The following is a 23,380-nucleotide window of genomic DNA, read 5'->3' on the forward strand; positions in this document are numbered from 1 at the left end:
GAACGGGGGGGGGGGCCGACCGGGCGCCCGGTCCGGCCCCGCGCCGTGGTCAGCGGATCGGCATCCCCGACAGGGTCCGGGCGATCACCAGGCGCTGGATCTCGCTCGTGCCCTCGAAGATGGTGTAGATCGCGGCGTCCCGGTGCATGCGCTCGACGGGGTACTCACGGGTGAAGCCGTTGCCGCCGAGGATCTGCACGGCCTGGGCCGTGACCGACTTCGCGGTCTCGCTCGCGTAGAGCTTCGACATCGAGCCCTCGGCGGCCGTGAACGGCTTGCCGGCGCTGGCCATCCAGGAGGCGCGCCAGACGAGCAGTCGCGCGGCGTCGATCTGGGTCCGCATGTCGGCCAGCTGGAAGGCGATGCCCTGGTTGTCGATGATCGGGCGGCCGAACTGGGTCCGCGTCTTCGCGTAGTCGAGGGCGACCTCGTAGGCAGCGCGAGCGGTGCCGACCGCCATCGCTCCGACCGCCGGGCGGGACGCCTCGAAGGTCGCCATGGCCGCGTTCTTCAGACGCTCGCCACCGGACCTGGCGCGCTCCCGGGCCCGGGCGAGGCGCTCGTCGAGCTTCTCCTTGCCGCCCAGCAGGCAGTGACCGGGGACACGTACGTCCTCGAGGACGACCTCGGCCGTGTGCGAGGCGCGGATGCCGTGCTTCTTGAACTTCTGGCCCTGCGAGAGCCCGGGGGTGGCCGGCGGGACGATGAAGGAGGCATGGCCCTTCGAGCCCAGCTCCGGGTCGACGACGGCGACGACGACGTGGACGTTGGCGATACCGCCGTTGGTCGCCCAGGTCTTGGTGCCGTTGAGCACCCACTCGTCCTTGGCCTCGTCGTAGACCGCGCGGGTACGCATGGAGGCCACGTCCGAGCCCGCGTCGGGCTCGGACGAGCAGAAGGCGGCGACCTTCACATCGGCCGCGTCCCCGTACATCTGGGGAATCCAGGTACCGATCTGCTCCTCGGTACCGTTGGCGAGGACGCCGACGGCGGCCAGGCCGGTGCCGACGATCGACAGGGCGATTCCCGCGTCGCCCCAGAAGAGCTCCTCCATGGCCATGGGGATGCCGAGACCGGTGGGGTCGAAGAACTGCTGGGCGTAGAAGTCGAGGGAGTAGATGCCCACCTTCGCCGCCTCCTGGATGACGGGCCAGGGCGTTTCCTCACGCTCGTCCCACTCCGAAGCAGCCGGCCGGATCACCTCGGCGGCGAATCCGTGCAGCCAGTCACGGACCTGCTTCTGGTCGTCGTTGAGCTCGAGCGTGAACTCGGCCATGGTTCCCTCCATGCACTTCCGGATCAACCCGTTACTAGCGGTAACAACAGTCTGTTACCAGCAAGTAGCCTCTGTCAACCGGGCGGCCGGGGATCCGCGAGCGGCTGAGCAGGGTGTTACGTTGCCCGGGCGTGACGAGATCGCAGGACAGCTGGGCGGGGCGGGAGAAGACGACATGGAGACCACACGAGGGGCCGAACGGCAGCGGACAGCGGCCGAACGCCGCCGCCGGGAGCTGCTCGAAGCCGCAGACCGGGTGGTGCTCAGGGACGGCCCCCAGGCGTCGATGAACGCGATCGCCGCGGAGGCCGGAATCACCAAGCCCATCCTCTACCGGCACTTCGGCGACAAGGGCGGCCTCTACCGCGCGCTGGCCAAGCGTCACACCGACGCTCTGCTGAGTGCCCTGCGGGCCGCCCTCGACGCGCCGTCCGAGCGGCGGGAACGCGTCGAGGCGACGCTGGACACCTACCTCGCGGCGATCGAGGCGCGCCCGCAGGTCTACCGCTTCCTGATGCACCCCTCCGACGACGCCGCCCCCTCGCCCGAACAGGGCTTCGACGTGGGCAGGCACTCCGCGCCGCTGCTGCGCCGCCTGGGCGAGGAGCTGGGAAAGGTGATCGTGGAGCGGGTCGATCTCGGACCGGAGAGCGAGCAGATGGCCCGCATCTGGGGGCACGGGATCGTGGGCATGATGCACGCGGCCGGCGACTGGTGGCTCGGTGACCGGCCCTGTTCACGCGAGCAGTTGGTACGCAGTCTCGCCGACCTGCTGTGGGGCAGGCTGGCCGGGGCCGGCGACCTGCCCGGCGGCCCGGGCTTCTGAGCGCCCCCGGGGAGTGGGACGCGTGGCCGGGTCAGCTCCCGCCCGCCGGCCGCCCCCACGGAGCCCGCCGGGCCGCGCGCAGCGCCCTGGAGCGGCGCAGTCCCGTCAGCCGGTCCGTGTAGACGCGGCCGTCGACATGGTCGCACTCGTGCTGCAGGCAGCGGGCGAACCATCCGGTGCCGGTGACCCGTACCGGCTCCCCCGCCGCGTTCCGGCCCTCGACCACCGCGTGGTCGAAGCGCGCGGTCCCGGCTTCGAGGCCGGGAAGTGACAGGCAGCCCTCCGGTCCGCGTACGGTGATCCCGTCCGCCTCGGTGAGTACGGGGTTGACGATGTGGCCGAGGTGCCTGACCTCGTCGTCATCCGGACAGTCGTAGACGAACACCCTGAGCGGGACACCGACCTGGTTGGCGGCCAGCCCGACACCGTTCGCGGCGTACATGGTGGCGAACATGTCCTCCACCAGACGGGCGAGCGGCGGCCCGAAGTCGGTGACCTCGTCACAGGGGCTGTGCAGCACCGGGGCCCCGAACAGGCTCATGGGCCGGACGCGTCCGGAACTGCCGGGGATCGGGCGGTTTCGCATGAGGAGAAGCGTACGTTCCACGTGACCTCCACGTTCCCCGTGGTGCCGAGGTGCGGTCGCCGCGCCGGACATCGATAGGCTGGGCGCGGACTTACGCAAGGAGGATCTAGGACGATGGCAGGCAACACGGAGCCGTTGTCGCCGCGGGCCAAGCTCGCCGTGACGGCGGGCAAGGCCGCGGCGGCGGTGTCGCGCGCTGCGGGGCGCGGCAGCGGATCGGTGATCGGCGGCCGGGTGGCGCTCAAGCTCGACCCCGACCTGCTCGGGCGGCTGGCGCAGCACCTGGACGTGATCCTCGTGTCGGCGACGAACGGCAAGACGACCACCACCCGGCTGATCGCCGAGGCACTCCGGGCCGCGGGGCCCGTCGTGTCCAACGCGCTCGGAGCCAACATGCCCGCGGGGATCACCTCCGCGCTGGCAGGGGGCTCGGACGCGCGGTACGGCGTGATCGAGGTGGACGAGAAGTACCTCGCCGGCGTGGCGCGCGACACGACGCCGAAGGTGATCGCGCTGCTCAACCTCTCCCGCGACCAGCTGGACCGCGCGGCGGAGACCCGGATGATGGCGGAGCAGTGGCGGGAGGGCCTGTCGGGCTCCAAGGCCGTGGTCGTGGCCAACGCCGACGATCCACTGATCGTCTGGGCCGCCTCCTCCTCCCCCAACGTGGTGTGGGTCGCGGCGGGGCAGGCGTGGAAGGACGACGCCTGGTCCTGCCCCTCCTGCGGCGGTGTGATGCAGCGCCCCGGTGACGACTGGTTCTGCGGCGAGTGCGGTTTCCGCCGCCCCGCCCCGAGCTGGGCGCTGAACGGCGACTACGTCCTGGACCCGCACGGGTCCGCGTGGCCGATCCACCTCCAGCTGCCGGGCCGGGCCAACAAGGCGAACGCCACGAGCTCGGCCGCCGTCGCCGCGGTGTTCGGCGTGCCGCCCCAGGTCGCCCTGGAGCGGATGTACCAGGTGCAGGCCGTGGCCGGCCGCTACGACGTCGTCACCTTCCTCGGCCGTGAGCTCCGGCTCCTGCTGGCGAAGAACCCGGCGGGCTGGCTGGAGACGTTCTCCCTGATCGACCCGCCGCCCACGCCGGTGATCCTCTCGGTGAACGCGCGCGGCGCCGACGGCACGGACACCTCCTGGCTGTGGGACGTCGACTACACCCAGCTCTACGGGCACCCGATCTTCGTACTGGGTGACCGCAAGCTGGACCTGGCGGTCCGGCTCGAGGTGGCGGGTCTGGACTTCCGTGTCTGCGAGACGCTGGACGAGGCCGTCCAGATGGCTCCGCCCGGCCGCATCGAGGTCATCGCCAACTACACCGCCTTCCAGGATCTGCGCCGTCGTGTCGGCAACTGACCCCCGCGCGGGCACCCCCCGGAGAGGACGAAGCATGAGCAACAACAGCCTGCGGCTGGTGTGGGTCTACCCCGACCTCCTCAGCACCTACGGCGACCAGGGCAACGCGCTGGTGGTGGAGCGCCGGGCACGCCAGCGCGGTCTCGACGTGTCGCGCGTGGACGTGCGCAGCGACCAGCCCATCCCGACGTCGGGCGACATCTATCTGATCGGCGGCGGTGAGGACCGGCCGCAGCGCCTGGCCTCGGAACGTCTGCGCCGTGACGGCGGACTGAACAGGGCCGCGGCGAACGGCGCGATCATCTTCTCCGTCTGCGCGGGCTACCAGATCCTCGGCCACGAGTTCATCAACGACCTCGGCGAGCGTGAGCCCGGCCTCGGGCTGCTGGACGTCGTCTCGACGCGGGGCGAGGGCGCCAGGTGCGTCGGCGACGTGCTCGGGGACATCGACCCGAACCTGGGCCTGCCGCCTCTGACCGGCTTCGAGAACCACCAGGGCATCACCCACCTCGGCCCGGCGGCCCGTCCGTTCGCCCGGGTGCGGCTCGGCCGGGGCAACGGCACGGGTGACGGTACGGAGGGCGCGTACAACGACACCGTCTTCGGCACGTACATGCACGGGCCGGTCCTGGCACGCAACCCGCTCATCGCGGACCTGCTCCTGAAGCTGGCCCTGGACGTGAACGCGCTGCCGCCGAGCGACGACCGGTGGTACGAGGCGCTGCGCGCCGAACGCATCGCCGCGGCGACCCAGCCGGCCTGACACACGGCCTGCGGACCGGTCCGTCCGACGGGCCGGTCCGCGCGTGCGGGGCGGGTGTACATCCGGTGGACGTCCAGCAGTCGGACAGTGGGTTCGGTTCGGCCACCTCGCGCCGGTAGGGTAGCGGGGATCCAACCGGACGACGTGGTCCGGCGTCGGCCCACGTTGCAAAGGTTTCCCGGGCAATGCGAATTGGTGTGCTCACCTCCGGCGGCGACTGCCCCGGCCTCAATGCCGTCATCCGTTCCGTCGTGCACCGCGCGGTGGTCGACCACGGCGACGAGGTCATCGGCTTCCACGACGGCTGGAGGGGCCTCCTCGAGTGCGACTACCGCAAGCTCGACCTCGACGCGGTCGGCGGCATTCTTGCCCGTGGCGGCACGATCCTCGGTTCCTCCCGCGTCCAGCCGGCGCATCTGCGTGACGGCGTGGAGCGGGCGAAGGGCCATGTGGCCGATCTCGGCCTGGACGCGATCATCCCGATCGGCGGCGAGGGAACGCTGAAGGCCGCCAATCTGCTCTCCGAAGCCGGACTTCCCATCGTCGGTGTGCCCAAGACCATCGACAACGACATCGCCTCCACCGACGTGACGTTCGGTTTCGACACCGCTGTCGGGGTCGCGACCGAGGCCCTGGACCGGCTGAAGACGACGGCCGAGTCACACCAGCGGGTGCTGATCGTCGAGGTCATGGGGCGGCACACCGGCTGGATCGCGCTGCACTCGGGCATGGCGGCCGGCGCGCACGCCATCGTCGTACCCGAGCGGCCCTTCGACATCGAGGAGCTGACCTCACTGGTCGGCCGCCGCTTCTCGGAGGGCAAGAAGTTCGCCATCGTCGTCGTGGCGGAGGGCGCCAAGCCCCGGGAGGGCTCCATGGAGTTCAACCAGGGCAAGAAGGACATCTACGGCCATGAGCGTTTCGCCGGTGTGGCGACGCAGCTCTCGGGTGAGCTGGAGCAGCGCCTCGGCAAGGAGGCCCGCCCCGTGATCCTCGGCCATGTGCAGCGCGGCGGCACCCCGACCGCGTACGACCGCGTCCTGGCCACCCGCTTCGGCTGGCACGCGGTGGAGGCCGCTCACCGCGGCGAGTTCGGCATGATGACGGCGCTGCGTGGCACGGACATCACGATGGTCCCCCTGGCAGCGGCCGTGGAGACCCTGAAGACGGTTCCGGCGGAACGCTACGCCGAGGCCCAGGTCGTACTCTGACCGTCACGCCACCCGTAGAGACCGCCCCCGGCCGCACCCGCGCCCGGGGGCGGTTCTAGTCTGGACCGGACAACCGGCACGAAACGGGGACGTCCCCAGCGGGAGTGAACAGATGGATCACAGCGGGCACGGCATGAACATGGACCTGCCGCCGTTCACGCTGGGACGTGGGCTCGAGTTCTCCGCGGACCCGTTCTTCCTGATCGGCTGCGTCGCCGCCCTCGCCCTGTACGGCTACGGCGTCATGCGGCTGCGGGGCCGGGGCGACGGCTGGCCGCTGAACCGGACCGTCTTCTTCGTCCTGGGCGTCCTGTCCATCGCCCTGGTGATGTGCACGGGCCTCAACGACTACGGCATGGTCATGTTCAGCGTGCACATGGTGCAGCACATGGTGATCAGCATGGTGTCGCCGATCCTGTTGCTGCTGGGCGCTCCGGTGACGCTGGCGCTGCGGGCGCTGCCGGTGGCGGGGCGGGGCCGTACGGGCCCGCGCGAGTTGCTGCTCAAGCTGCTCCACAGCCGCTACATGAAGATCATCACGCATCCGGTCTTCACGATCCCGCTCTTCATCGCGAGCCTGTACGGGCTCTACTTCACCCCCCTGTTCGACTTCCTCATGGGGTCGAAGCCGGGCCACATCGCGATGATGGTGCACTTCCTGGCGGTCGGGCTCGTGTTCTTCTGGCCGATCATGGGCGTCGACCCCGGCCCGCACAGGCCCGGTTACGTGATGCGGATGCTCGAGCTCTTCGCCGGCATGCCCTTCCACGCGTTCTTCGGGATCGCGCTGATGATGGCGAGCCAGCCGATGGTGGGCACGTACGAGAATCCGCCGGCCTCGCTCGGGATCGACGCGCTCGGGGACCAGTCCGCGGCCGGCGGCATCGCCTGGGCGTTCAGCGAGATCCCGTCCGTGCTCGTGCTGATCGCGCTGGTCTTCCAGTGGTACCGCTCCGAACAGCGGACGGCCAAGCGCTCGGACCGGGCGGCCGACCGGGACGGCGACCAGGAGCTGAAGGCGTACAACGCCTATCTGGCCTCATTGCAGACACGCGGACAGTAGCGGGGAACAGGCCCTAGGGGCGACCATGGCTGCAACGGCCGGGCGGCCGGGTGAGGAGCGTGTGCTCATGCCTGGATCCACGAAGACCATGGGAGTGCTCACCGTCGGCACGCTGGTCGCGGTGACGGCGTACACGGTGGCACTGGGGAGCAACGGCTGGCTCTGGTTCGGCTGGGTGGTCCTGGGGCTCGCCACTCTGGGTATGGTCGCCACCCGCGACACCTGAGAGGTGGGGGCCGGCGGCGTCCCCCGCCCCTGGGCGGCGGGGGTACACAGCCGGCGTAGGGCGCCGTGCGAGTGGGCTCCGGCGGTGCCACCCTGGTGACACTGTGCGGTGGGTGACCGGCCGGCGCGTGAGGCGGGCGGGTCATGGTGTACCGCGCGTCCTCGTCGGCGGGAAAAGGTGCTTCACATGGACAGGTCCGGGTTGATCGAGGCGATCGGACGGAAGACGGCGGACGGCGGTGAGCTTCCCGCCGACCAGATCGGCCGGGTCGTCGACGCCGTGTTCGGCACGGTCGGGGAGGCCGGCGCGATCGCGGAGGCGCTCAAGGCGGGCAGGACCGTCACCCTGGTGGGTTTCGGCAGCTTCCACCAGGTGGGCGGCGAGGCGTCCCTGCGGCCGGGCAAGGCCCTCAACGAGTTCGTCCACGACCAGGTCGGATGAGCCGGGGGCTCCCTTGGCTGCCATGACGCTCCGGGCCGAGGGTTCCGCGTCGGCCGGGGACGTGTGGCTCCGCTACGTCACGCCGGCCTGCTGGCCTTCCTGGTCACCGCAGATCAGGAAGGTGCGCGTGGACGCGGAGCGGATCACGCCGGGGACCAGGGGGGAGATCGTCTCGCTGTTCGGCGTCACGGCGGCCTTCCTTGTCGAGTCGGTGGACGAGGAGCGCCGGCGGTGGACGTGGCGGGTCCGGCTCGGACCGGTGTGCCTGCGGCTGCGTCACGCGGTCCTGCACCGGCCGGGCGGCTCGGCCACCACGCTGCGGATCGAGGGCCCCTCCCTCGCTCTCGCCGCTTATGCCGGCCCGGCACGGTGGGCGATGGGGCGTCTGGTCCGGGGATGACGGAGCGGTAGGCCCTCGCGGGACGTGCGTGCCGACGAACGAACGCCGCGGGGCCGCCGGTGCGGGGAGCGGACGGTCACCGCTCACCGGTCGTCGGTCGTCGGCGATGGGCCTTCGGACGGGATGTGCGAACAGCCCCGGGCTGCCCTGCCCGGGGCTGCTCGCGTGGGCGGCGTGCCGGCGTGCGGCGGATGACGCCGGGTGTGTTCCGTCCCGGCCCGTGCGACTTCTCGACCGCAGCCCGGACAGCGCTACGATCGATCACCGTGGAGAGCGAGCCGTTCGCACGGACCATCGACTGATGGCCCGTCAGGTGGGCCGGCGAGAAGCGGGTACCAGTCCAGGGAGGGCCGGGCCGCCGTCAGCCGCGCCGACGAGTCGGCCACGAGCGACAACACCATGTGTGACCTGGCAGAACGCGGCCACCAGCCCGGTCCAGAAGGCTAGGAGAGAAGCTGTGTTCTATTACGTCCTGAAATACGTCGTGCTGGGCCCCCTGCTCCGGCTGGCGTTCCGGCCTCGCATCGAGGGGCTGGAACACATCCCGGAAGAGGGGGCCGCCATCGTCGCGGGCAACCATCTCTCCTTCTCCGACCACTTCCTGATGCCCGCGATCCTCAAGCGACGCATCACCTTCCTCGCGAAGGCCGAGTACTTCACCGGCCCCGGCATCAAGGGCAAGCTGACCGCGGCGTTCTTCCACAGCATCGGACAGATCCCCGTGGACCGTTCCGGCAAGGAGGCGGGGCAGGCCGCGATCCGCGAAGGCCTGGGCGTACTGAGCAGGAACGAGCTCCTGGGCATCTATCCGGAGGGCACCCGCTCGCACGACGGCCGGCTGTACAAGGGCAAGGTCGGGGTCGCGGTGATGGCGATCAAGGCAGGGGTCCCGGTGATCCCCTGCGCGATGGTCGGCACGTTCGAGATCCAGCCGCCCGGACAGAAGATGCCGAAGGTCAAGCGGGTCTCGATCCGGTTCGGGGAGCCGCTGGACTTCTCCCGCTACGCGGGCCTGGAGGACCAGAAGGCGGCGATCCGGGCGGTCACGGACGAGATCATGTACGCCATTCTCGGTCTCTCCGGCCAGGAGTACGTCGACGAGTACGCGGTCAAGGCGAAGGCCGCACAGGCGGAGCAGCCCAGGAAGTTCCCCCGACGGCCACGCTGAGCGGGGAATCTGCTCTCGGCAGATGTCCCTGGTCGGGCCTCTGAGGCGACCGTAGCGTTGCCGGCATGAGCAGAGGACGAGCATGCGTACTGGGGGCCACGGGACAGATCGGCCGGGCCGCGGTGAGGGCCCTGGCCGGGGACGGCTGGGAGGTGACCGCGGCCTCCCGGGGCGGTGGCCGGGACGCCGGCTGGGGTGAGGACGTGCGCGCCGTCGTCCTCGACCGTGAGGAGGAGGGCGCGTTGGCGGCCGTGATCGGCGACGGTTACGACGTCCTGGTCGACATGGTCGCCTTCGGCAGGGCTCACGCCGCGCAGCTCACAGGTCTGACGGGCAGGATCGGTTCCGCGGTGGTCATCTCCAGCGGTGCGGTGTACGAGGACGGACGGGGTCGGAGTTTCGACACCCAGGGCGAGCCGGACGGCTTCCCGGAGTATCCGGTGCCGATCCCGGAGACCCAGCGCACGGTTGCTCCCGGGGACGCGACGTACGGGACGCGGAAGGTGGCGCTGGAGCACGAGCTGCTGGCTGGGGGTGACGCGTTGCCGGTGACGCTGCTGCGGGCGGGCGCGGTGCACGGGGAGCACTGCCGCACGCCGCGTGAGCTGTACTTCGTCAAGCGCCTGGTGGACGGACGCCGACGACGTGTCCTGGCGTACGACGGGGCGAGCCGCTTCCATCCGGTCCATGTGTCCAACCTCGCCGAGCTGATCCGGCTCGCCGCTCGGCGGCCGGGTTCGCGGGTGCTCAACGCGGGAGACCCGCAGGCACCGACCGTCGCCGAGATCGGCGCCGCCGTCGACGGCGTGCTCGGCCTGGAGACGGAGACGTTCCTCGTCCCGGGGCCGCCGCCGGAGGGCCATGTCGGCGAGACGCCGTGGACCGGCGCGCACCCCGTGGTGTACGACATGTCGGCAGCTGAGCGGGAGCTGGGTTACCGCCCCGTCACGGGATACGCCCAGTCGCTGCCGCGGACCGTCGAATGGCTCACCGCGCAGCTCGACGGCCGCGACTGGCGGCAGGCCTTCCCCAAAATGGTGCGCAGCTACGGTGAATCCCTTTTCGACTACGCGGCGGAGGACGTCTGGCTGGAGACGTACGGCCGGAGGGCGTGAGCGCCCTGGCGGCATCCGGGGGTGAGCGGACGGCCGCCGGACATCATCGGCCGTCCGCTCACGTTCAGGTGGTGATCACGGCTTCGGTGCGGCGTGCGGCGTGCACGTCACATCGCGCCGGTCGGTCTTCCCCGTGAGCAGGTAGGTGTCCACCCGCTCGTTGACGCAGGGGTTGACCAGGCCGGTGACGCCGTGCGAGCCGGCACCCTTCTCCGTGATGAGACGGGAGCCCTTGAAGCGCTTGTGCAGTTCGACGGCGCCCGCGTAGGGAGTCGCGGCGTCACGCGTGGACTGCACGATGAGCACCGGAGGCAGGCCCTTGCCCGTACGGACGTCCAGCGGGGTCTGCTGCTCGGTCGACCAGGTCGCACAGGGCAGGTTCATCCAGGCGTTGGCCCAGGTCATGAACGGGTGATCCTTGTGCAGCCTGGTGTTGTCGCGGTCCCACTTCCTCCAGCTGGTGGGCCACTTCGCGTCGGCGCACTCGACCGCCGTGTACACGGCGTTGCTGTTCTCCGCCCTGATGTTGCCCGCGGTGTCCGACAGGTCGGGTGCCGCGGCGTCGATCAGTGCCTGCGTGTCGCCGGCCAGGTAGTCGCTCCAGGTCCGGGCGGTGGGCGCCCAGGCGGAGTCGTAGTACGGCGCGCCCTGGAAGAACCCGATGAGCTCGGCGGGCCCGACGACGCCTCCGATCGGGTTCTTCTTGGCGGTCGCCCGCAGGGTCAGCCACGCCTGCTCGACCTTCTCGGGCGTGTCACCGATGTGGTAGGCGGCGTCGTTCTCGGCGACCCACGCCTTCCAGTCGTTCCAGCGGGTCTGGAAGGCGATGTCCTGGTTGAGGTTGGCCTCGTACCAGATGTTGTCCTTCGCCGGGTCGATCACGCTGTCGACGACCATGCGCCGTACGTGCGACGGGAAGAGCGTGCCGTAGACCGCGCCCAGGTAGGTGCCGTACGAGACGCCCAGGAAGTTGAGCTTCTTCTCACCGAGCGCGGCGCGGATGACGTCCAGGTCGCGCGCGGTGTTCGGCGTGGTCATGTGCGGCAGCATGGCGCCGCTGCGCTCGGCGCACCCGTCGGCGTACTCGGCCGCGAGCTTGCGCTGCGCCCGCTTGTCGGCCTCGCTGTCCGGCACCGGGTCGGCCTTCGGGGCCTTCACGAACTCCTGCGGGTCGATGCAGGAGATCGGCGCCGAGTGGCCGACCCCGCGCGGGTCGAAGCCGACGAAGTCGTACGCCTTCGCGGTCTTCGCCCAGAGCGGGTTCTTGGTGACGATGCGCTTCGGGAACGCCATGCCGGAGCCGCCGGGGCCCCCGGGGTTGTAGACGAGTGCTCCCTGGCGCTCGTCCTTCGTGCCCGTGCTGACGTGCCGGTCGACGGCGAGCTTGATCTGCTTGCCGTCCGGCTCCGCGTAGTCGAGCGGAACGCTCACCCATCCGCACTGGATGGGCGCGGCGATCGCCCAGTCGGCCGGACAGTCCGTCCAGTCGATACCCGCCTCGGCGGCCCGCGCCGCGGCGATCTGCACACCGCGCGCCTCCTGGTCGCCGTGGTGCCGGCTGTCGGCACCGGCGGCCGGTGCGGCTATCGCCCCCGCTATGAGCGTGCCCGCGATCAGAGTGCCGGCCGGACCGAGCAGCGCTGTGCGTCTCAAGTGGAACCTCCCCCTGTGTGAGGCGCCGCCGTCGGCGGCCCCTTGGTGCATACGTGCAGGGGGATCCTTTCGTCTGTGGGGCTGCCGAGAACAGGGCGTACACGTGTTTCTTTACCGAACCAATAACCGGTGTCCGTTGTCCCGCTGAGCGGACTCAGGCCTCTCGCGCGGCGTTCACGTCCTTCGACAGACCCTCCAGCGCCTCGTCCAGCACCGCGCGGAGCAACCGCGCGTCGGTGGCGAGCGCGGTCACCAGCACCGCGGGGCCGGCCAGCGGGGTGAGTGCGGCGGTGGGTCCGAGCAGCCTCGGTGCGGGGAGGGCTTCCTCGAACACGGGGTCGACGACGAGCAGTTGCCCGACGGCCCGGTGGCCTCCCAGGACGGCGGGGCCCTCCCACCCTCCGGGTGCCCCCGGACCGTACGCCAGTTGCTGGTCGAGCAGCGGACGTCCGGCTCTGTGGACCGTCAGACGGGTCGAGAGCCGGCCGGTGGCTTCGCCGTGGCGGCCCAGGATCTGCTCCTCGCGCAGGACCAGGCGTGCGCCGGGGGAGAGTTCGGCCCGAGTGGTCATGTCCAGTGCGCTCCCGCAGGCCGATACGAGCTGTTCGGGGAGCCAGTGGAGCTCCGCCCCCTCCCCCACGCTCAGTCGCACGTCGTACGAGGCGGGGACGGCGTCCGGGCCGGCACCGGGCAGGGCCACGGTGGCGGCGGCGGCGTCCACCCTGACCCGGGCGCCGGCCTCTGCCCTGACCTCGACGGCGAGCCTGTCCCCGCCGAGCGGTGCGCTCATCGCGCCGACGACGGTGACACGCGCGTAGGAGCTGTCCGGCGATCTGGTCCGGCGCAGGGCGAGCGGGCCGTCGCTCTCGAGCAGCGGGAGTGCCGTGGATCCCCGCCCGTCGGGGACCGCCGTGATCCGGGCGGTCGCCCTGACACTCATGCGGCCCAGTCCGCGAGCCGCGCCCGCACCCAGTCGGCGACGGGTGCGACACCTTCGGCACCGGTCAGCGAGGTGAACACCACGGGGAGATCACCTCGCTGTTCGGCTGCGTCGCGGGCCATCCGTCCGAGGTCGGACCCGACGTAGGGGGCGAGGTCGGTCTTGTTGATGACGAGCAGGTCGGCCGTGGTGACACCGGGGCCGCCCTTGCGCGGGATGTCATCGCCTCCCGCGACGTCGATCACGAAGACCTGGGCGTCGACGAGTCCTCTGGAGAACGTGGCGGTGAGATTGTCACCACCCGATTCGACGAGGATCAGGTCGAGGGGCCCCACGGAGTCCTCCAGGTCCTCGACCGCTTCGAGGTTGGCGGAGATGTCGTCGCGGATCGCGGTGTGGGGGCAGGCGCCGGTCTCGACGGCCTGGATGCGCTCGGGCGGGAGCACCGCGTTGCGGAGGAGGAAGGCGGCGTCCTCGCGCGTGTAGATGTCGTTGGTGACGACGGCGATGGAGACGCGGTCACGCAGTGCGCGGCAGAGGGCGGCGACGGTGGCTGTCTTGCCTGAGCCGACCGGCCCTCCCAGGCCGATGCGCAACGCCCGCCGGGTGCCGTCGGGGCGGGCGGCGTCGGCGCTGACGGCCGCGGGGCCCTGGTGTGCGTGGTCGAGATGCATGGGTGCGGCTCCTGTGATGGCTGGCGGGGCGTGGTACGGGAGTTCAGGACGCGAAGAGGCGGACCGGCCAGGCCGCGTGCGCCTCGGCCGAGATGTCGAGCAGCGGGGCGGAGGTGGCGGGCAGGGCGTCGATGCCGTGCCGTGCGGCCTCGGCGGCCCGATCGGCGACCTGGTCGAGGGCGGGTGCGAGCCGGGCGAGGACCGCGGTCGCCTCGAAGGGGTCCAGGGACAGCAGGCGGACCACCGCGGTGGCCGGCCCGCTCACCGCTTCGTAGGCGACGCAGTGCGCGGCGTCGGCCGGCCCCAGGCCCGCGGCCCGTGCCGTGAGGCCGAGTACGACGGGCTGATGGGCACCGCGCGGCCGCGCTTCGGCGAGCGCGGCCAGTCCGGGGCTCGGCCAGGTCGCTCGTGCCGCTCTCATCAGCTGCCGTCCGAGCTTGCGTGCGACGCTCCTGAGCGCGGGCGAGGGTGTCCGGGCGTCGGCGGCCTCGTCCAGGGCGAGCGGGTCGAGTCCGTGGGCCGCCGCGGCGGCCAGGGCGGCACAGGTGAGGCCGGTGGTGTGCAGCCGCCCCAGACAGAACGCCTCCAGGTCCCGGGCGTCGCGGATGTGTCCCGCCTTGACGGCCGGTTCGGCGCCACCGGAGTGGGCGTGGCCACCGGCGGGGAACCGGCCGTCGGCGAGGACAAGCAGTGCTGCGCGTGTCGTCATGATGTGTTGTCCCGCCCCCCTCAGAAGAGGAAGTAGCGCTGGGCCATGGGAAGTTCTGCGGCCGGGGCGGGTTCGACCGGGTCGCCGTCGATGGTCACGGCGAAGCTGTCGGCGTCGACCTGGACACGGGGCAGGGCGTCGTTCTCCCGCATGTCCGCCTTCGTGACGCCCCGGGTACTGGTGATCGGCACGAACCGCTTGCCGAGCCCCAGGCGCTCCGGCAGCCCGGCATCGAGGGCCGCCGATGACACGAAGTTGAGGGAGTTGGCCGCAGGAGCCCGGCCCATGGCGCCGAACATGGGACGCGGCATGACCGGTTGCGGGGTGGGGATCGAGGCGTTGGCGTCGCCCATCTGCGCGTACGCGATCTGGCCGCCCTTGAGGACGGTCTGCGGCTTGACGCCGAAGAAGGCCGGGTCCCACAGCACGAGGTCGGCGAGCTTGCCGGTCTCGACGGAGCCGATCTCCCGGTCCAGGCCCTGGGCCACCGCCGGATTGATGGTGTATTTGGCGACATAGCGACGCGCCCGGTGGTTGTCGGCGGTTCCGTCGCCGGGCAGGGCACCACGTCGGCGCTTCATCACATGGGCGGTCTGCCAGGTACGCAGGATCACCTCTCCGATACGCCCCATGGCCTGGGAGTCCGAGGAGATGATCGAGATCGCCCCCAGGTCGTGGAGGATGTCCTCGGCGGCGATGGTCGACGGCCGGATCCGGGACTCGGCGAACGCCAGGTCCTCCGGCACCGTGGGGTTCAGGTGATGACAGACCATCAGCATGTCGAGGTGTTCCTCGATCGTGTTGACGGTGTGCGGCCGGGTCGGATTGGTGGAGCTCGGCAGGACGTACGGTTCCGACACCACGCTGATGATGTCGGGAGCGTGTCCGCCGCCCGCGCCTTCGGTGTGGTACGCGTGGATGGAGCGGCCCGCGATGGCGGCGAGCGTGTCGGCGACGAATCCGGCCTCGTTGAGCGTGTCCGTGTGAATGGCCAGCTGGGCACCGGTCTCCTCACACACCCCCAGGCAGGCGTCGATGACCGCGGGGGTCGCACCCCAGTCCTCATGGATCTTGAATCCGAGGGCGCCCGCGCGCAGTTGGTTATGCATGGCCTCGCGGGACATGGTGTTGCCCTTGCCGAGGAGACCGATGTTGACCGGGTATCCCTCGAGCGCCTCGAACATCCGGGCGAGATGCCAGGGTCCCGGGGTGATCGTCGTGGCCTTCGTCCCCTCGGCCGGGCCCGTTCCTCCGCCGACGAGCGTCGTGATGCCGGAGGAGAGCGCCTGGTCGACGAGGGTGGGCGAGATGAAGTGGACGTGTGCGTCGACGGCCCCCGCGGTGAGGAATTTGCCGTTGCCCGCGATGATCTCGGTCTCGGGTCCGATGACGAGGTCGGGGTGGACACCGTCCATCGTGTCCGGGTTCCCGGCCTTGCCGATGCCGGTGATACGGCCCTCGCGGATACCGACGTCGGCCTTGACGACGCCCCAGTGGTCGATGATGACGGCGCCGGTGATGACGGTGTCGGGGGCGCCTTCGGCCCGGGTGGTGCGCGCCTGTCCCATCGACTCGCGGATCACCTTCCCGCCGCCGAACACGGCCTCGTCCCCTGCCCGCCCGGGGCCCCCCGACCGGTCCTCCTCGATCGCGACGACCAGATCGGTGTCGGCGAGCCTGATGCGGTCGCCGGTGGTGGGCCCGAACAGGTCTGCGTACACGGGGCGGCTGAGCTCAGGCATCGAGGGGACCTCCGGTGACGCCACGCAGCCCGGGGACGACGCGCAGACCTGTGAGCGGGACGAGTTCGACGTCGACGGGGATACCGGGCTCGAAGCGCACGGCCGTTCCGGCGGCGATGTTCAGCCGCAGCCCGTGGGCGGCACCGCGGTCGAAGTCCAGGCCGGGGTTGGCCTCGGCGAAGTGGTAGTGCGAGCCGACCTGGACGGGCCGGTCCGCGGCGTTGAGGACGGTGAGACGGGTGACGGGGCGCCCCTCGTTGAGCGGCACCGTGCCGTCCGCGTGCAGGATCTCTCCGGGAATCATCCGCTGGTCCCCCGTCAGACGATCGGGTCGTGGACGGTGACCAGCTTGGTGCCGTCCGGGAACGTGGCCTCGACCTGGACGTCGTGGATCATCTCCGGGATGCCGTCCATGACGTCGTCGCGGGTGAGGACCTTCCTGCCGGAGGCCATCAGTTCGCCGACGGTCCGGCCGTCACGGGCGCCTTCCAGAAGGTGCGAGGTGATCAGCGCGACCGCCTCGGGGTGGTTCAGCCGCAGGCCGCGCGCCCTGCGCTTCTCTGCGACATCGGCCGCCACATGGATGAGCAGGCGTTCCTGTTCGTGCGGAGTCAGTTGCACGCTTCCACCCTCTTCGTCTTCCGCCCGGTACCTGCCCCGGACGCAGCGGGACCCTATCCCGCCTTCAACACTCTGTTGAACGATGAAGAGGATTCCGCGGCCAGGTATTGCACGTTAGGGCGGAAGTTTTTCCGGCGCGTTAACTGGCCTTTTGCGGATTCATGGACATCAGCCCGCGCAAGCCGTTCTCCAGGGCGCCGGGCTCGGCTCCGCCGAACAGCGCCTCCTGCGCGATGAATCCCTGCGCGGCGGCGATCAGGGTGCGGGCGACATCGTCGGCCGGTACCTCGGACGACATGAGCCCGGCGGCACGGTAGGCCTCCACCAGCTTCGCCCAGGCGGCCCGCATGCCGGTGTAACCCTCGTCCAGCGTCCTCGCCAGCCGGTCGTCGCGCAGGGTCTCGGCCCACACCTGCACGATGAGCGCTGCGCACACGCGGCGCTCCATCCCGTACACCTGGCCGTCGAAGACCCTGCGCAGCACCCGGCCCAGCAGCACGTCGGGGGTGGGCGGCGGGGAGAGCTCCGCGGCCTCCTCGAAGGCTCTCCGGATGCCGTTGAACGCCTCGTCGGCGATGGCCGCGATCAGCTCCTCCTTGCCCGCGAAGTAGCGGTAGACGGCCCCGGCCGACAGCCCGACCTCCTTCAGCACATCCTGCATGGATGTGCCGTGGAAGCCGTTGCGGGCGAAGCAGCGCGCCGCGCCGGCGAGGATCTGCCGGCGCCGGGCGTCGAGGTGCTCCTGCGATACACGTGCCATGCCGACCAATCTAAAACGAACGTTCTTTCTTGACAAGCCTCCGGACCGGCGGGACAGTGGCCGGACAGTAAAACGAACGATCCTTCTCTTTGAATCGAGGCAGTCACCATGCCTGCTGCGCCCAACCGCCGCGCGGTCGCGGTCATCCTCCTCGTCCCGTTGATCGTGACGCTCAGCCTCTGGGCCTTCTCCTGGCCCGCCGCGCGGATCGCCCCGCGCGATCTGCCCGTGGGCGTCGCGGGTGCCGCGCCCGCCGCCGAGCAGCTGCAGAGGCGGCTCGAACAACGCGAGGGCGCCTTCGAGATCCACCGCTACGCCGACGCCACCGAGGCCCGGACCGCGATCGAGGACCGGGTCGTATACGGCGCCGTCGTGATCACGGAGAGCGGCCCGGAGCTGCTCACCGCCTCGGCGGCGAGTCCTGTCGTCTCCCAGCTGCTGACCGGGGCGGCCGAGGGGGCGGCGCCTGCGGGCGCGGTCCTGCGGGTCACCGATGTCGTCGCGGCCCCCAGGACGGACCCGCGCGGCGCCGCACTGGGCGCGAGCATCCTGCCGCTGGCCCTCGCCGGTGTCGCCGCCGGGGCCATGGTGACCCTCCTGAGGCTGCGCGGCGCCAGGGCCGCCCTGACCCTTGCCGGAGCGGCGGGCCTGGTGGGCATCACAGCCACGGCGGTCGCGCACAGCTGGCTGGGCGTGGTCACGGGTGACTGGTGGACGGACGCGGGCGTCATCGGGCTCACCGTGCTGGCCATCGCCTCGGGCGTCGGGGGACTGGCGGCCCTGGCCGGCACGAAGGGCATAGGCCTGGGAGCGCTGCTGATGGTGCTGCTCGGCAATTCCTTCTCCGGCGTCACGAGCGCACCCGAGCTGCTCCCAGAACCGGTCGGCGCGATCGGCCAGTGGCTCCCGCCGGGCGCGGGCGGGTCCCTGCTGCGGTCGACGGCGTTCTTCGACGGGGCCGCGGCGGGCGGACCCGCACTGGTCCTGACGGCCTGGGCCGCGGCGGGGCTCGTCGCCGTGCTGTCCGGCGGCCGCCGGCAGCCCGAGGCGGCCGACACGGCCGGACCTCCCGGCCACCGTCCCGAAGCAGTCCTCACGGGCTGAGCAGCCGGCCCGACATCCCACCGAGCCGCACCGCGCCAGGAGGGCGCGGTGCGGCTCCGCCATGGTTCCGCCGCCGTCCGCGGCCCTGACGGGTGACGGGTCCGGGCCGGCCGGGGACCGCCCGTGCCCCGGCCGCCGCCCGCCGGACCGCGGACGGGGTCAGCGGTCCCTGTCCTGGTGCGCGCGGTGCTCCGCCGCGATGCCGAAGCGGTGGTGTCCGCCCGGAGCGGACGACAGGGAGCGGATCGAGGACACCGAGCTGATCACCTGCTCCTCCGCGGCCTCCTCCTGCGCGGCGGCCTCCGCGTTCTCAAGTCGTTGCAGGTCAGCAGCAGAGACCAGGGCGACAAGCGGCTTCCCGTGCCGCGTGACCACCACACGCTCACCCCCGTAGACGACGCGGTTGATCAGTTCGGCGAGGTCCGCCCGGGCTTGCGTCACCGGAATCTCATAGGCCATACCTCCATCGTAACCTCCTGTACGTCCTGTACATTTTTTACGCACCCCGCTGCGCATGGTCCGAGGAAAGGCAACGCGATGTTCCGTCCCGCCGCCCGCTACGTACTGCCCGAGTTCACCGAGCGCACCGCCTACGGACCCCGCAGCATGGATCCCTACTCGAAGCTGCTGTCCGAGCGGATCGTCTTCCTCGGCACACCCGTCGACGAGACCGCGGCGACCGATCTGATCGCGCAGTTCATGTACCTGGAGCATGCGGACCCGGACCGGCCCCTCTCCCTCTACATCAACTCGCCCGGCGGCTCCTTCGACGCGATGACGGCGATCTACGACACCATGCACTTCCTCGCCTGCGAGGTGGAGACCTTCTGTCTCGGCCAGGCGGGCTCCAGCGCCGCCGTGCTGCTCGCGGCCGGCGCGCCCGGACGCCGACATGCCCTGCCGGGGGCCCGGGTAGTCATACAGCAACCCGCGCTCGACGAGCCGGTGGTGGGCCAGCCCTCCGACCTGGAGATCCAGGCCCGTGAGTTGACGCGCGAGCGCGAGCTGCTCACGACCATGCTGGCCCGTCACACCGGGCGTACCACGCGGGAGATCAGCGCCGACATCGAACGGGACACCGTCCTCGACGCACCGGCCGCCCTGGCGTTCGGACTGGTGGACCACGTCGTGGAGAACCGCACGCCGTCCCAGCCGCCGCACCCCGCGAGGTGAACGCCCGATGCTCTCACCCCAGTTCCCGCCGCTGCCCGCCCTGACCCGCGCCGAGGCCGAGTTCATCGACTGCTACCTGGAGGCCCTCGACCAGCTCGGCCGCATCAACCCCGCGCGCGGCAGCGACACCTACGGAGCGCTGCGGGCGGCTCAGGCGCTCGCGTCCCGGGCCGTCGCCCTCCGCGAGGCACTGGCGCTGATGCACGAGCGGGGCGAGTCACGGATCCACGCGGACACCCTGGCCAGGGCTCTGCGGCTGCTGGACGGAGAGCGCCGCGCCGGACGGGTCGCCGTACCGCCCGCTCAGTCGAGTTGAGCACCTCCACCGCCCGACTCGGGCGCCGTGACGGCTTTTCGACGGCCTATCACGACACGCCCGGCAGCCCGATGAGTTTCCCTCGCTCGATCGGCGTAGGAGCTCCCCCTCCCGAGGGACAGCCCAACTTGCGCCGCGAGCCACCACACTGATCGACACGCGTCGTTCCGCCGCTGGTACGCGGCTGGTCCGGTACGGCCGCCGCGGCCCCCGAACTGCTCCGTCCACCCGATCGGATCAGTGGTGACGACTCTCACATATCGCCGCTTCGATGAGGAAATCCGGCAGCGCGTGCGTAAAGATCCCTGGGACGACAAGCCCCCGCCACCGCGGCGGGGCGGTCCGGGCGGACGCCGAGTCCTGCCGCCGTCCGGATGCCTGGTCGACAGGAGTGGATCGGCAGGAGTGGAGGACCCGAGCGCAACGGGCCGGCCGGATTTCCGGGTGGCCCTCGGGGTGAAGCCGCTTCGTGCGGCCGGGCGACTTCGCCAGCCCGAACCCGACAGGTCATCCTTCACAGGCGGCTGACGAAGGGTTGCGCATGCCTGCGCAGGTTCATGTCCCGTCTCTGTTCGCCCGGGTCGGTACGACCTCGGTCCTGACGTTCGCCGTGGGAGCCACCATGCTGGCTCCTGGGGTCGTGAACGACGCCGAGGCCGCCGCCCACTCGACGAAGGCACTGAAGATCGCCGCCTCGAAGAAGGGCGCACCGTACAGATGGGGCGCCACGGGCCCTCATCGGTTCGACTGTTCCGGGCTCACGCTCTACTCGTTCAAGAAGGCCGGCAAGAAACTTCCCCGCACGGCCCAACAGCAGTACAACAAGACCCGCCATATCTCCAGGTCGCAGCGGAAACGCGGCGACCTGGTCTTTTTCCATGCGGGTCGCAGTGTGTACCACGTCGGCATCTACGCCGGCAGCGGGAAGATCTGGCATTCGCCGAAGGCCGGTGCCGTGGTCCGGCTGGAGAAGATCTGGTCCGGCAACGTCTGGTACGGAAGGGTTCGCTGATGCGTCTTCCGGCCTCACTCAGTGCAGCAGCGGCCCCGTCACCAGCACGAGCCCCAACGCGGTGAGTGCCGTGCCGCTGCCGCCCTCGATCGCACGGGCGGCACGCGGCCGGCGCAGCCACCGGCCCAGGCGGTCCACCAGCAGGGCCACGGCCGGGAACCAGACGAGTGCCAGCAGGACGACCACCGAGGCCAGAAGCAGGGTCCTGGGCAACGGAGGCCGGCCGTCGGGGACGAACTGGGGCAGCAGACTGAGGAAGAGCACGGGGGCCTTCGGGTTGAGTGCGTTGGTCAGGAATCCCTGGCGAAGCGCTCGCCCGGGACCTGCGGACCCGCCTGCGGCGTTCTCCTCGACCGTGCCGCCGGCGGCGGCGGGGCCGGCTCCTCGCCGCATGGCGTACAGGCCGCTGAGTCCGAGGTACAGCACGTAGGCGCCGCCCAGAAGCTGAACGGTGCGGAACAGGACGGGCATCGTCACGAGCACGGCGGCGAGTCCTGCGACGGCCAGCGCGGTGTGCACCACGAGGCCTCCGGCGACTCCCACCGCGGTGGCCAGTCCGTCCCGCCGGGATGCGAGCGCGTTGCGTACGACCACGGTGAAGTCGGCGCCGGGAAGCGCCACCATTCCCGCGGCCACGGCGACGAAGGCGAGTAGTTGTGCGTCCATGGGTACACCCTGGCCGCTCCAGCCCTTTAGCGTGTACTTGCAATCTGCTGGGTCTGCCTGAAGGAACGCTTAATGTACGACCCGACACGGCTGGCCGCGCTGGTGGCCGTCGCCGAGGCCGGCTCGATCACACGTGCCGCCGCTCGGCTGGGGTACACCGCCCCCGCGCTGTCGCAGCAGCTTTCCAAGCTGGAGCGGGAGGCGGGAGCCGCCCTCCTCGTCCGCCATCACCGTGGGGCACGGCTGACGGCCGCCGGTGAGCTGCTGGCCGGGCGGGCGCGACGCGTACTGGACGAGATGGACCAGGCCCGGCACGAGCTGGCCCGGCTCTCCGGACTGTCGGGCGGCCGGCTGCGGGTCGGTACGTTCGTGACGGCCGGCATCCATCTGCTGCCGCCGGTTCTCACGGCCTTCCGCCGCGCCCATCCCGACGTGGAGCTGGCCGTGACGGACTACGAGCCTCCTGCCGGGGTGGCCGCCGTGGCCGCGGGGGACGTGGACCTGGCACTCACCCATGCGTACGAACCGGCCTCCGCCGATCCGTTGCCGTCAGGCGTGTCCGCCGAACCGCTGCTCGTCGAGGAGCTGGTGCTGGTCACCGCCCCCGGGCAGATGCTGTCCGAGGGCAGCGGCCCCCTGCCCGTGGCCGAACTGGCGGGCCGTCCGCTGATCAGCAGCGCGCCGGAGCACCCGCCGCGGCGTGGGGTGGAGCGTGCGCTGGCCGAGGCGGGGGCCACCCCCGCCGTGGTGTGCGAGTCACCCGGGTACGCCCTGGTGTGCGCCCTGGTCAGCGCGGGCATCGGCGTGGCCGTGGTGCCGGAGATGGTGGCGGCGATGTCTCCTGCGCCCCTCGCCGTCCGGCGCCTGGAACCCCCCGCATTCCGGCGGACGATCTCCGTGGCGCACCGTGGGGACCGGAACACCACTGCGGCGACGACGCTGACGGCACTGCTCCGTGGCGGCTTCGGCCGGGCCTCCGCCATGCAGGGACCCGTCTCGTGAGTCACCCGCCGGACACCGCCCGCGTCACTGGTCACGCGCGGGCGGCGGTGGCCCGCCGCGTGCGGACGGCCGTGACGTCACTCGCCGCGTGCGCCGCCCGGGCCGGCGTCAGGTCTGCGCGGGTACCGGCCAGGGAAGGGCGACCGACACGGTCTTGCCCCCGTCCGGGGTGGGGCTGACGCTGAGCCGGCCGCCGTACTCCTTGGTCAGGGCCCGGATGATCACCATGCCGCGGCCGTTGTCCTGCCGGACCGCGGCGGGCAACCGCTGAGGCCACCGTGGGTGGCTGTCCGTCACGCCGAGGTAGAACTCCACGTCCCTGTCGAGCCGGAGATCCACGCTGAAGGTCGGTGACTGCCCGAAGGTGTGCTGGACGGCGTTGGTGGCCAGCTCCGAGAGGATCAGCCGGATCGTGTCGGCGGTGTCGCAGTCCTCGGCCAGGCCCCACTCCGCGAGTACCCGGGCCACGTGTCTCCGGGCCGCGGAGACCGATGCCGGATCGCTCGGCAGAGTGAAGGATGCTTCCTGATGGTCCGCCATGGCGACGCCGTCCCTTTCCGCCCGGACCGACCTGCGGACG

28 protein-coding genes and 1 riboswitch are annotated in these 23,380 nt (G+C 71.1%); of the genes, 15 read left to right on the forward strand and 13 right to left on the reverse strand.

Features of this window, described 5'->3' with window-relative positions:
• Positions 1-49: 49 nt before the first annotated feature.
• Positions 50-1,276 carry an acyl-CoA dehydrogenase family protein gene (locus ACHFIV_RS18725; RefSeq protein WP_398970064.1) on the reverse strand — a complete coding sequence of 409 codons (1,227 nt, stop codon included), beginning with the start codon at positions 1,274-1,276 and terminating at the stop codon, positions 50-52.
• Between the two features lie 175 nt (positions 1,277-1,451).
• Between ACHFIV_RS18725 and ACHFIV_RS18730 the strand changes: the two genes are divergently transcribed.
• Positions 1,452-2,102 (forward strand): TetR family transcriptional regulator, encoded by a 651-nt coding sequence (locus ACHFIV_RS18730; RefSeq protein ID WP_398970067.1) that lies wholly within the window; start codon positions 1,452-1,454, stop codon positions 2,100-2,102.
• A gap of 31 nt (positions 2,103-2,133) precedes the next feature.
• Here the strand turns inward: ACHFIV_RS18730 and def are convergent, their stop codons facing one another.
• Entirely contained in the window at positions 2,134-2,688 is a 555-nt protein-coding gene (gene def / locus ACHFIV_RS18735) for a peptide deformylase (protein WP_398970070.1), read from the reverse strand.
• A gap of 114 nt (positions 2,689-2,802) precedes the next feature.
• Between def and ACHFIV_RS18740 the strand changes: the two genes are divergently transcribed.
• The 9 genes from ACHFIV_RS18740 (at position 2,803) to ACHFIV_RS18780 (ending at position 10,428) form a co-directional block, all read left to right on the forward strand.
• Complete coding sequence (locus tag ACHFIV_RS18740; RefSeq protein ID WP_398970072.1) at positions 2,803-4,041, forward strand: MurT ligase domain-containing protein; 1,239 nt, start codon at positions 2,803-2,805, stop codon at positions 4,039-4,041.
• 34 nt (positions 4,042-4,075) lie between these two features.
• Entirely contained in the window at positions 4,076-4,804 is a 729-nt protein-coding gene (locus ACHFIV_RS18745; protein WP_205023279.1) for a type 1 glutamine amidotransferase, read from the forward strand.
• Positions 4,805-4,989: 185 nt separating this feature from the next.
• Positions 4,990-6,015: a 6-phosphofructokinase gene (locus ACHFIV_RS18750; RefSeq protein WP_398970075.1), complete on the forward strand. Its 1,026-nt coding sequence runs from the start codon at positions 4,990-4,992 to the stop codon at positions 6,013-6,015.
• 112 nt (positions 6,016-6,127) lie between these two features.
• Positions 6,128-7,078, forward strand: a complete 951-nt coding sequence (locus ACHFIV_RS18755) for a cytochrome c oxidase assembly protein (RefSeq protein WP_398970078.1) — start codon at positions 6,128-6,130, stop codon at positions 7,076-7,078.
• Positions 7,079-7,145: 67 nt separating this feature from the next.
• Positions 7,146-7,304, forward strand: coding sequence for a hypothetical protein (locus ACHFIV_RS18760; RefSeq protein WP_033301001.1), 159 nt, complete (start codon positions 7,146-7,148; stop codon positions 7,302-7,304).
• Positions 7,305-7,490: 186 nt separating this feature from the next.
• Positions 7,491-7,745, forward strand: a complete 255-nt coding sequence (locus ACHFIV_RS18765) for an HU family DNA-binding protein (protein WP_398970082.1) — start codon at positions 7,491-7,493, stop codon at positions 7,743-7,745.
• Between the two features lie 22 nt (positions 7,746-7,767).
• Complete coding sequence (locus ACHFIV_RS18770; protein WP_398970085.1) at positions 7,768-8,145, forward strand: SRPBCC family protein; 378 nt, start codon at positions 7,768-7,770, stop codon at positions 8,143-8,145.
• A gap of 457 nt (positions 8,146-8,602) precedes the next feature.
• Positions 8,603-9,313: a lysophospholipid acyltransferase family protein gene (locus ACHFIV_RS18775; protein ID WP_398970087.1), complete on the forward strand. Its 711-nt coding sequence runs from the start codon at positions 8,603-8,605 to the stop codon at positions 9,311-9,313.
• A gap of 65 nt (positions 9,314-9,378) precedes the next feature.
• Entirely contained in the window at positions 9,379-10,428 is a 1,050-nt protein-coding gene (locus tag ACHFIV_RS18780; RefSeq protein WP_398970090.1) for an NAD-dependent epimerase/dehydratase family protein, read from the forward strand.
• Between the two features lie 75 nt (positions 10,429-10,503).
• On the opposite strand, the gene ACHFIV_RS18785 is transcribed toward ACHFIV_RS18780, so the two are convergent.
• From ACHFIV_RS18785 to ACHFIV_RS18820, 8 genes are all read right to left on the reverse strand, one after another.
• The gene (locus tag ACHFIV_RS18785; RefSeq protein WP_398970093.1) at positions 10,504-12,081 is read right to left on the reverse strand and encodes an alpha/beta hydrolase; all 1,578 of its coding nucleotides are present in this window, start codon (positions 12,079-12,081) and stop codon (positions 10,504-10,506) included.
• A 154-nt stretch (positions 12,082-12,235) separates the two neighbouring features.
• Entirely contained in the window at positions 12,236-13,021 is a 786-nt protein-coding gene (locus ACHFIV_RS18790; RefSeq protein WP_398970096.1) for an urease accessory protein UreD, read from the reverse strand.
• Positions 13,018-13,695, reverse strand: coding sequence for an urease accessory protein UreG (gene ureG / locus ACHFIV_RS18795; RefSeq protein WP_398970099.1), 678 nt, complete (start codon positions 13,693-13,695; stop codon positions 13,018-13,020). Before ureG ends, ACHFIV_RS18790 begins: the two co-directional genes overlap by 4 nt.
• A 43-nt stretch (positions 13,696-13,738) precedes the next feature.
• Entirely contained in the window at positions 13,739-14,404 is a 666-nt protein-coding gene (locus ACHFIV_RS18800) for an urease accessory protein UreF (RefSeq protein WP_398970101.1), read from the reverse strand.
• Positions 14,405-14,424: 20 nt separating this feature from the next.
• Complete coding sequence (locus tag ACHFIV_RS18805) at positions 14,425-16,146, reverse strand: urease subunit alpha (protein ID WP_398970104.1); 1,722 nt, start codon at positions 16,144-16,146, stop codon at positions 14,425-14,427.
• Positions 16,139-16,450: an urease subunit beta gene (locus ACHFIV_RS18810; RefSeq protein WP_398970106.1), complete on the reverse strand. Its 312-nt coding sequence runs from the start codon at positions 16,448-16,450 to the stop codon at positions 16,139-16,141. The genes ACHFIV_RS18805 and ACHFIV_RS18810 overlap by 8 nt, the downstream gene beginning before the upstream one ends.
• Positions 16,451-16,464: 14 nt before the next feature.
• Positions 16,465-16,767 (reverse strand): urease subunit gamma, encoded by a 303-nt coding sequence (locus tag ACHFIV_RS18815; protein WP_398970108.1) that lies wholly within the window; start codon positions 16,765-16,767, stop codon positions 16,465-16,467.
• Between the two features lie 139 nt (positions 16,768-16,906).
• Positions 16,907-17,527 carry a TetR/AcrR family transcriptional regulator gene (locus ACHFIV_RS18820; protein WP_398970110.1) on the reverse strand — a complete coding sequence of 207 codons (621 nt, stop codon included), beginning with the start codon at positions 17,525-17,527 and terminating at the stop codon, positions 16,907-16,909.
• 108 nt (positions 17,528-17,635) lie between these two features.
• Between ACHFIV_RS18820 and ACHFIV_RS18825 the strand changes: the two genes are divergently transcribed.
• Positions 17,636-18,631, forward strand: coding sequence for an ABC transporter permease (locus ACHFIV_RS18825; RefSeq protein WP_398970112.1), 996 nt, complete (start codon positions 17,636-17,638; stop codon positions 18,629-18,631).
• A 159-nt stretch (positions 18,632-18,790) separates the two neighbouring features.
• Here the strand turns inward: ACHFIV_RS18825 and ACHFIV_RS18830 are convergent, their stop codons facing one another.
• A complete protein-coding gene (locus tag ACHFIV_RS18830) occupies positions 18,791-19,090 on the reverse strand; it encodes a type II toxin-antitoxin system Phd/YefM family antitoxin (RefSeq protein WP_398970115.1) in 300 nt (99 codons plus the stop codon).
• A 78-nt stretch (positions 19,091-19,168) separates the two neighbouring features.
• Here ACHFIV_RS18830 and ACHFIV_RS18835 point away from each other — a divergent pair, with 78 nt between their 5' ends.
• The 3 genes from ACHFIV_RS18835 to ACHFIV_RS18845 all read left to right on the forward strand — a co-directional run bounded on the left by ACHFIV_RS18835 (position 19,169) and on the right by ACHFIV_RS18845 (position 21,132).
• Positions 19,169-19,804, forward strand: a complete 636-nt coding sequence (locus ACHFIV_RS18835) for an ATP-dependent Clp protease proteolytic subunit (protein WP_398970118.1) — start codon at positions 19,169-19,171, stop codon at positions 19,802-19,804.
• A 7-nt stretch (positions 19,805-19,811) separates the two neighbouring features.
• Positions 19,812-20,120: a hypothetical protein gene (locus tag ACHFIV_RS18840; protein WP_398970121.1), complete on the forward strand. Its 309-nt coding sequence runs from the start codon at positions 19,812-19,814 to the stop codon at positions 20,118-20,120.
• 365 nt (positions 20,121-20,485) lie between these two features.
• Positions 20,486-20,658, forward strand: a riboswitch (cyclic di-AMP (ydaO/yuaA leader).
• 3 nt (positions 20,659-20,661) lie between these two features.
• Positions 20,662-21,132, forward strand: a complete 471-nt coding sequence (locus ACHFIV_RS18845) for a C40 family peptidase (protein WP_398970123.1) — start codon at positions 20,662-20,664, stop codon at positions 21,130-21,132.
• Positions 21,133-21,150: 18 nt separating this feature from the next.
• On the opposite strand, the gene ACHFIV_RS18850 is transcribed toward ACHFIV_RS18845, so the two are convergent.
• Positions 21,151-21,798, reverse strand: coding sequence for a LysE family translocator (locus ACHFIV_RS18850; RefSeq protein ID WP_398970126.1), 648 nt, complete (start codon positions 21,796-21,798; stop codon positions 21,151-21,153).
• Between the two features lie 72 nt (positions 21,799-21,870).
• Between ACHFIV_RS18850 and ACHFIV_RS18855 the strand changes: the two genes are divergently transcribed.
• Entirely contained in the window at positions 21,871-22,800 is a 930-nt protein-coding gene (locus ACHFIV_RS18855; RefSeq protein ID WP_398970129.1) for a LysR family transcriptional regulator, read from the forward strand.
• 108 nt (positions 22,801-22,908) lie between these two features.
• Here the strand turns inward: ACHFIV_RS18855 and ACHFIV_RS18860 are convergent, their stop codons facing one another.
• The gene (locus tag ACHFIV_RS18860) at positions 22,909-23,340 is read right to left on the reverse strand and encodes an ATP-binding protein (protein ID WP_398970132.1); all 432 of its coding nucleotides are present in this window, start codon (positions 23,338-23,340) and stop codon (positions 22,909-22,911) included.
• Positions 23,341-23,380: the final 40 nt, after the last annotated feature.

The organism is Streptomyces sp. ALB3, assembly GCF_044385685.1.
Lineage (GTDB): Bacteria > Actinomycetota > Actinomycetes > Streptomycetales > Streptomycetaceae > Streptomyces.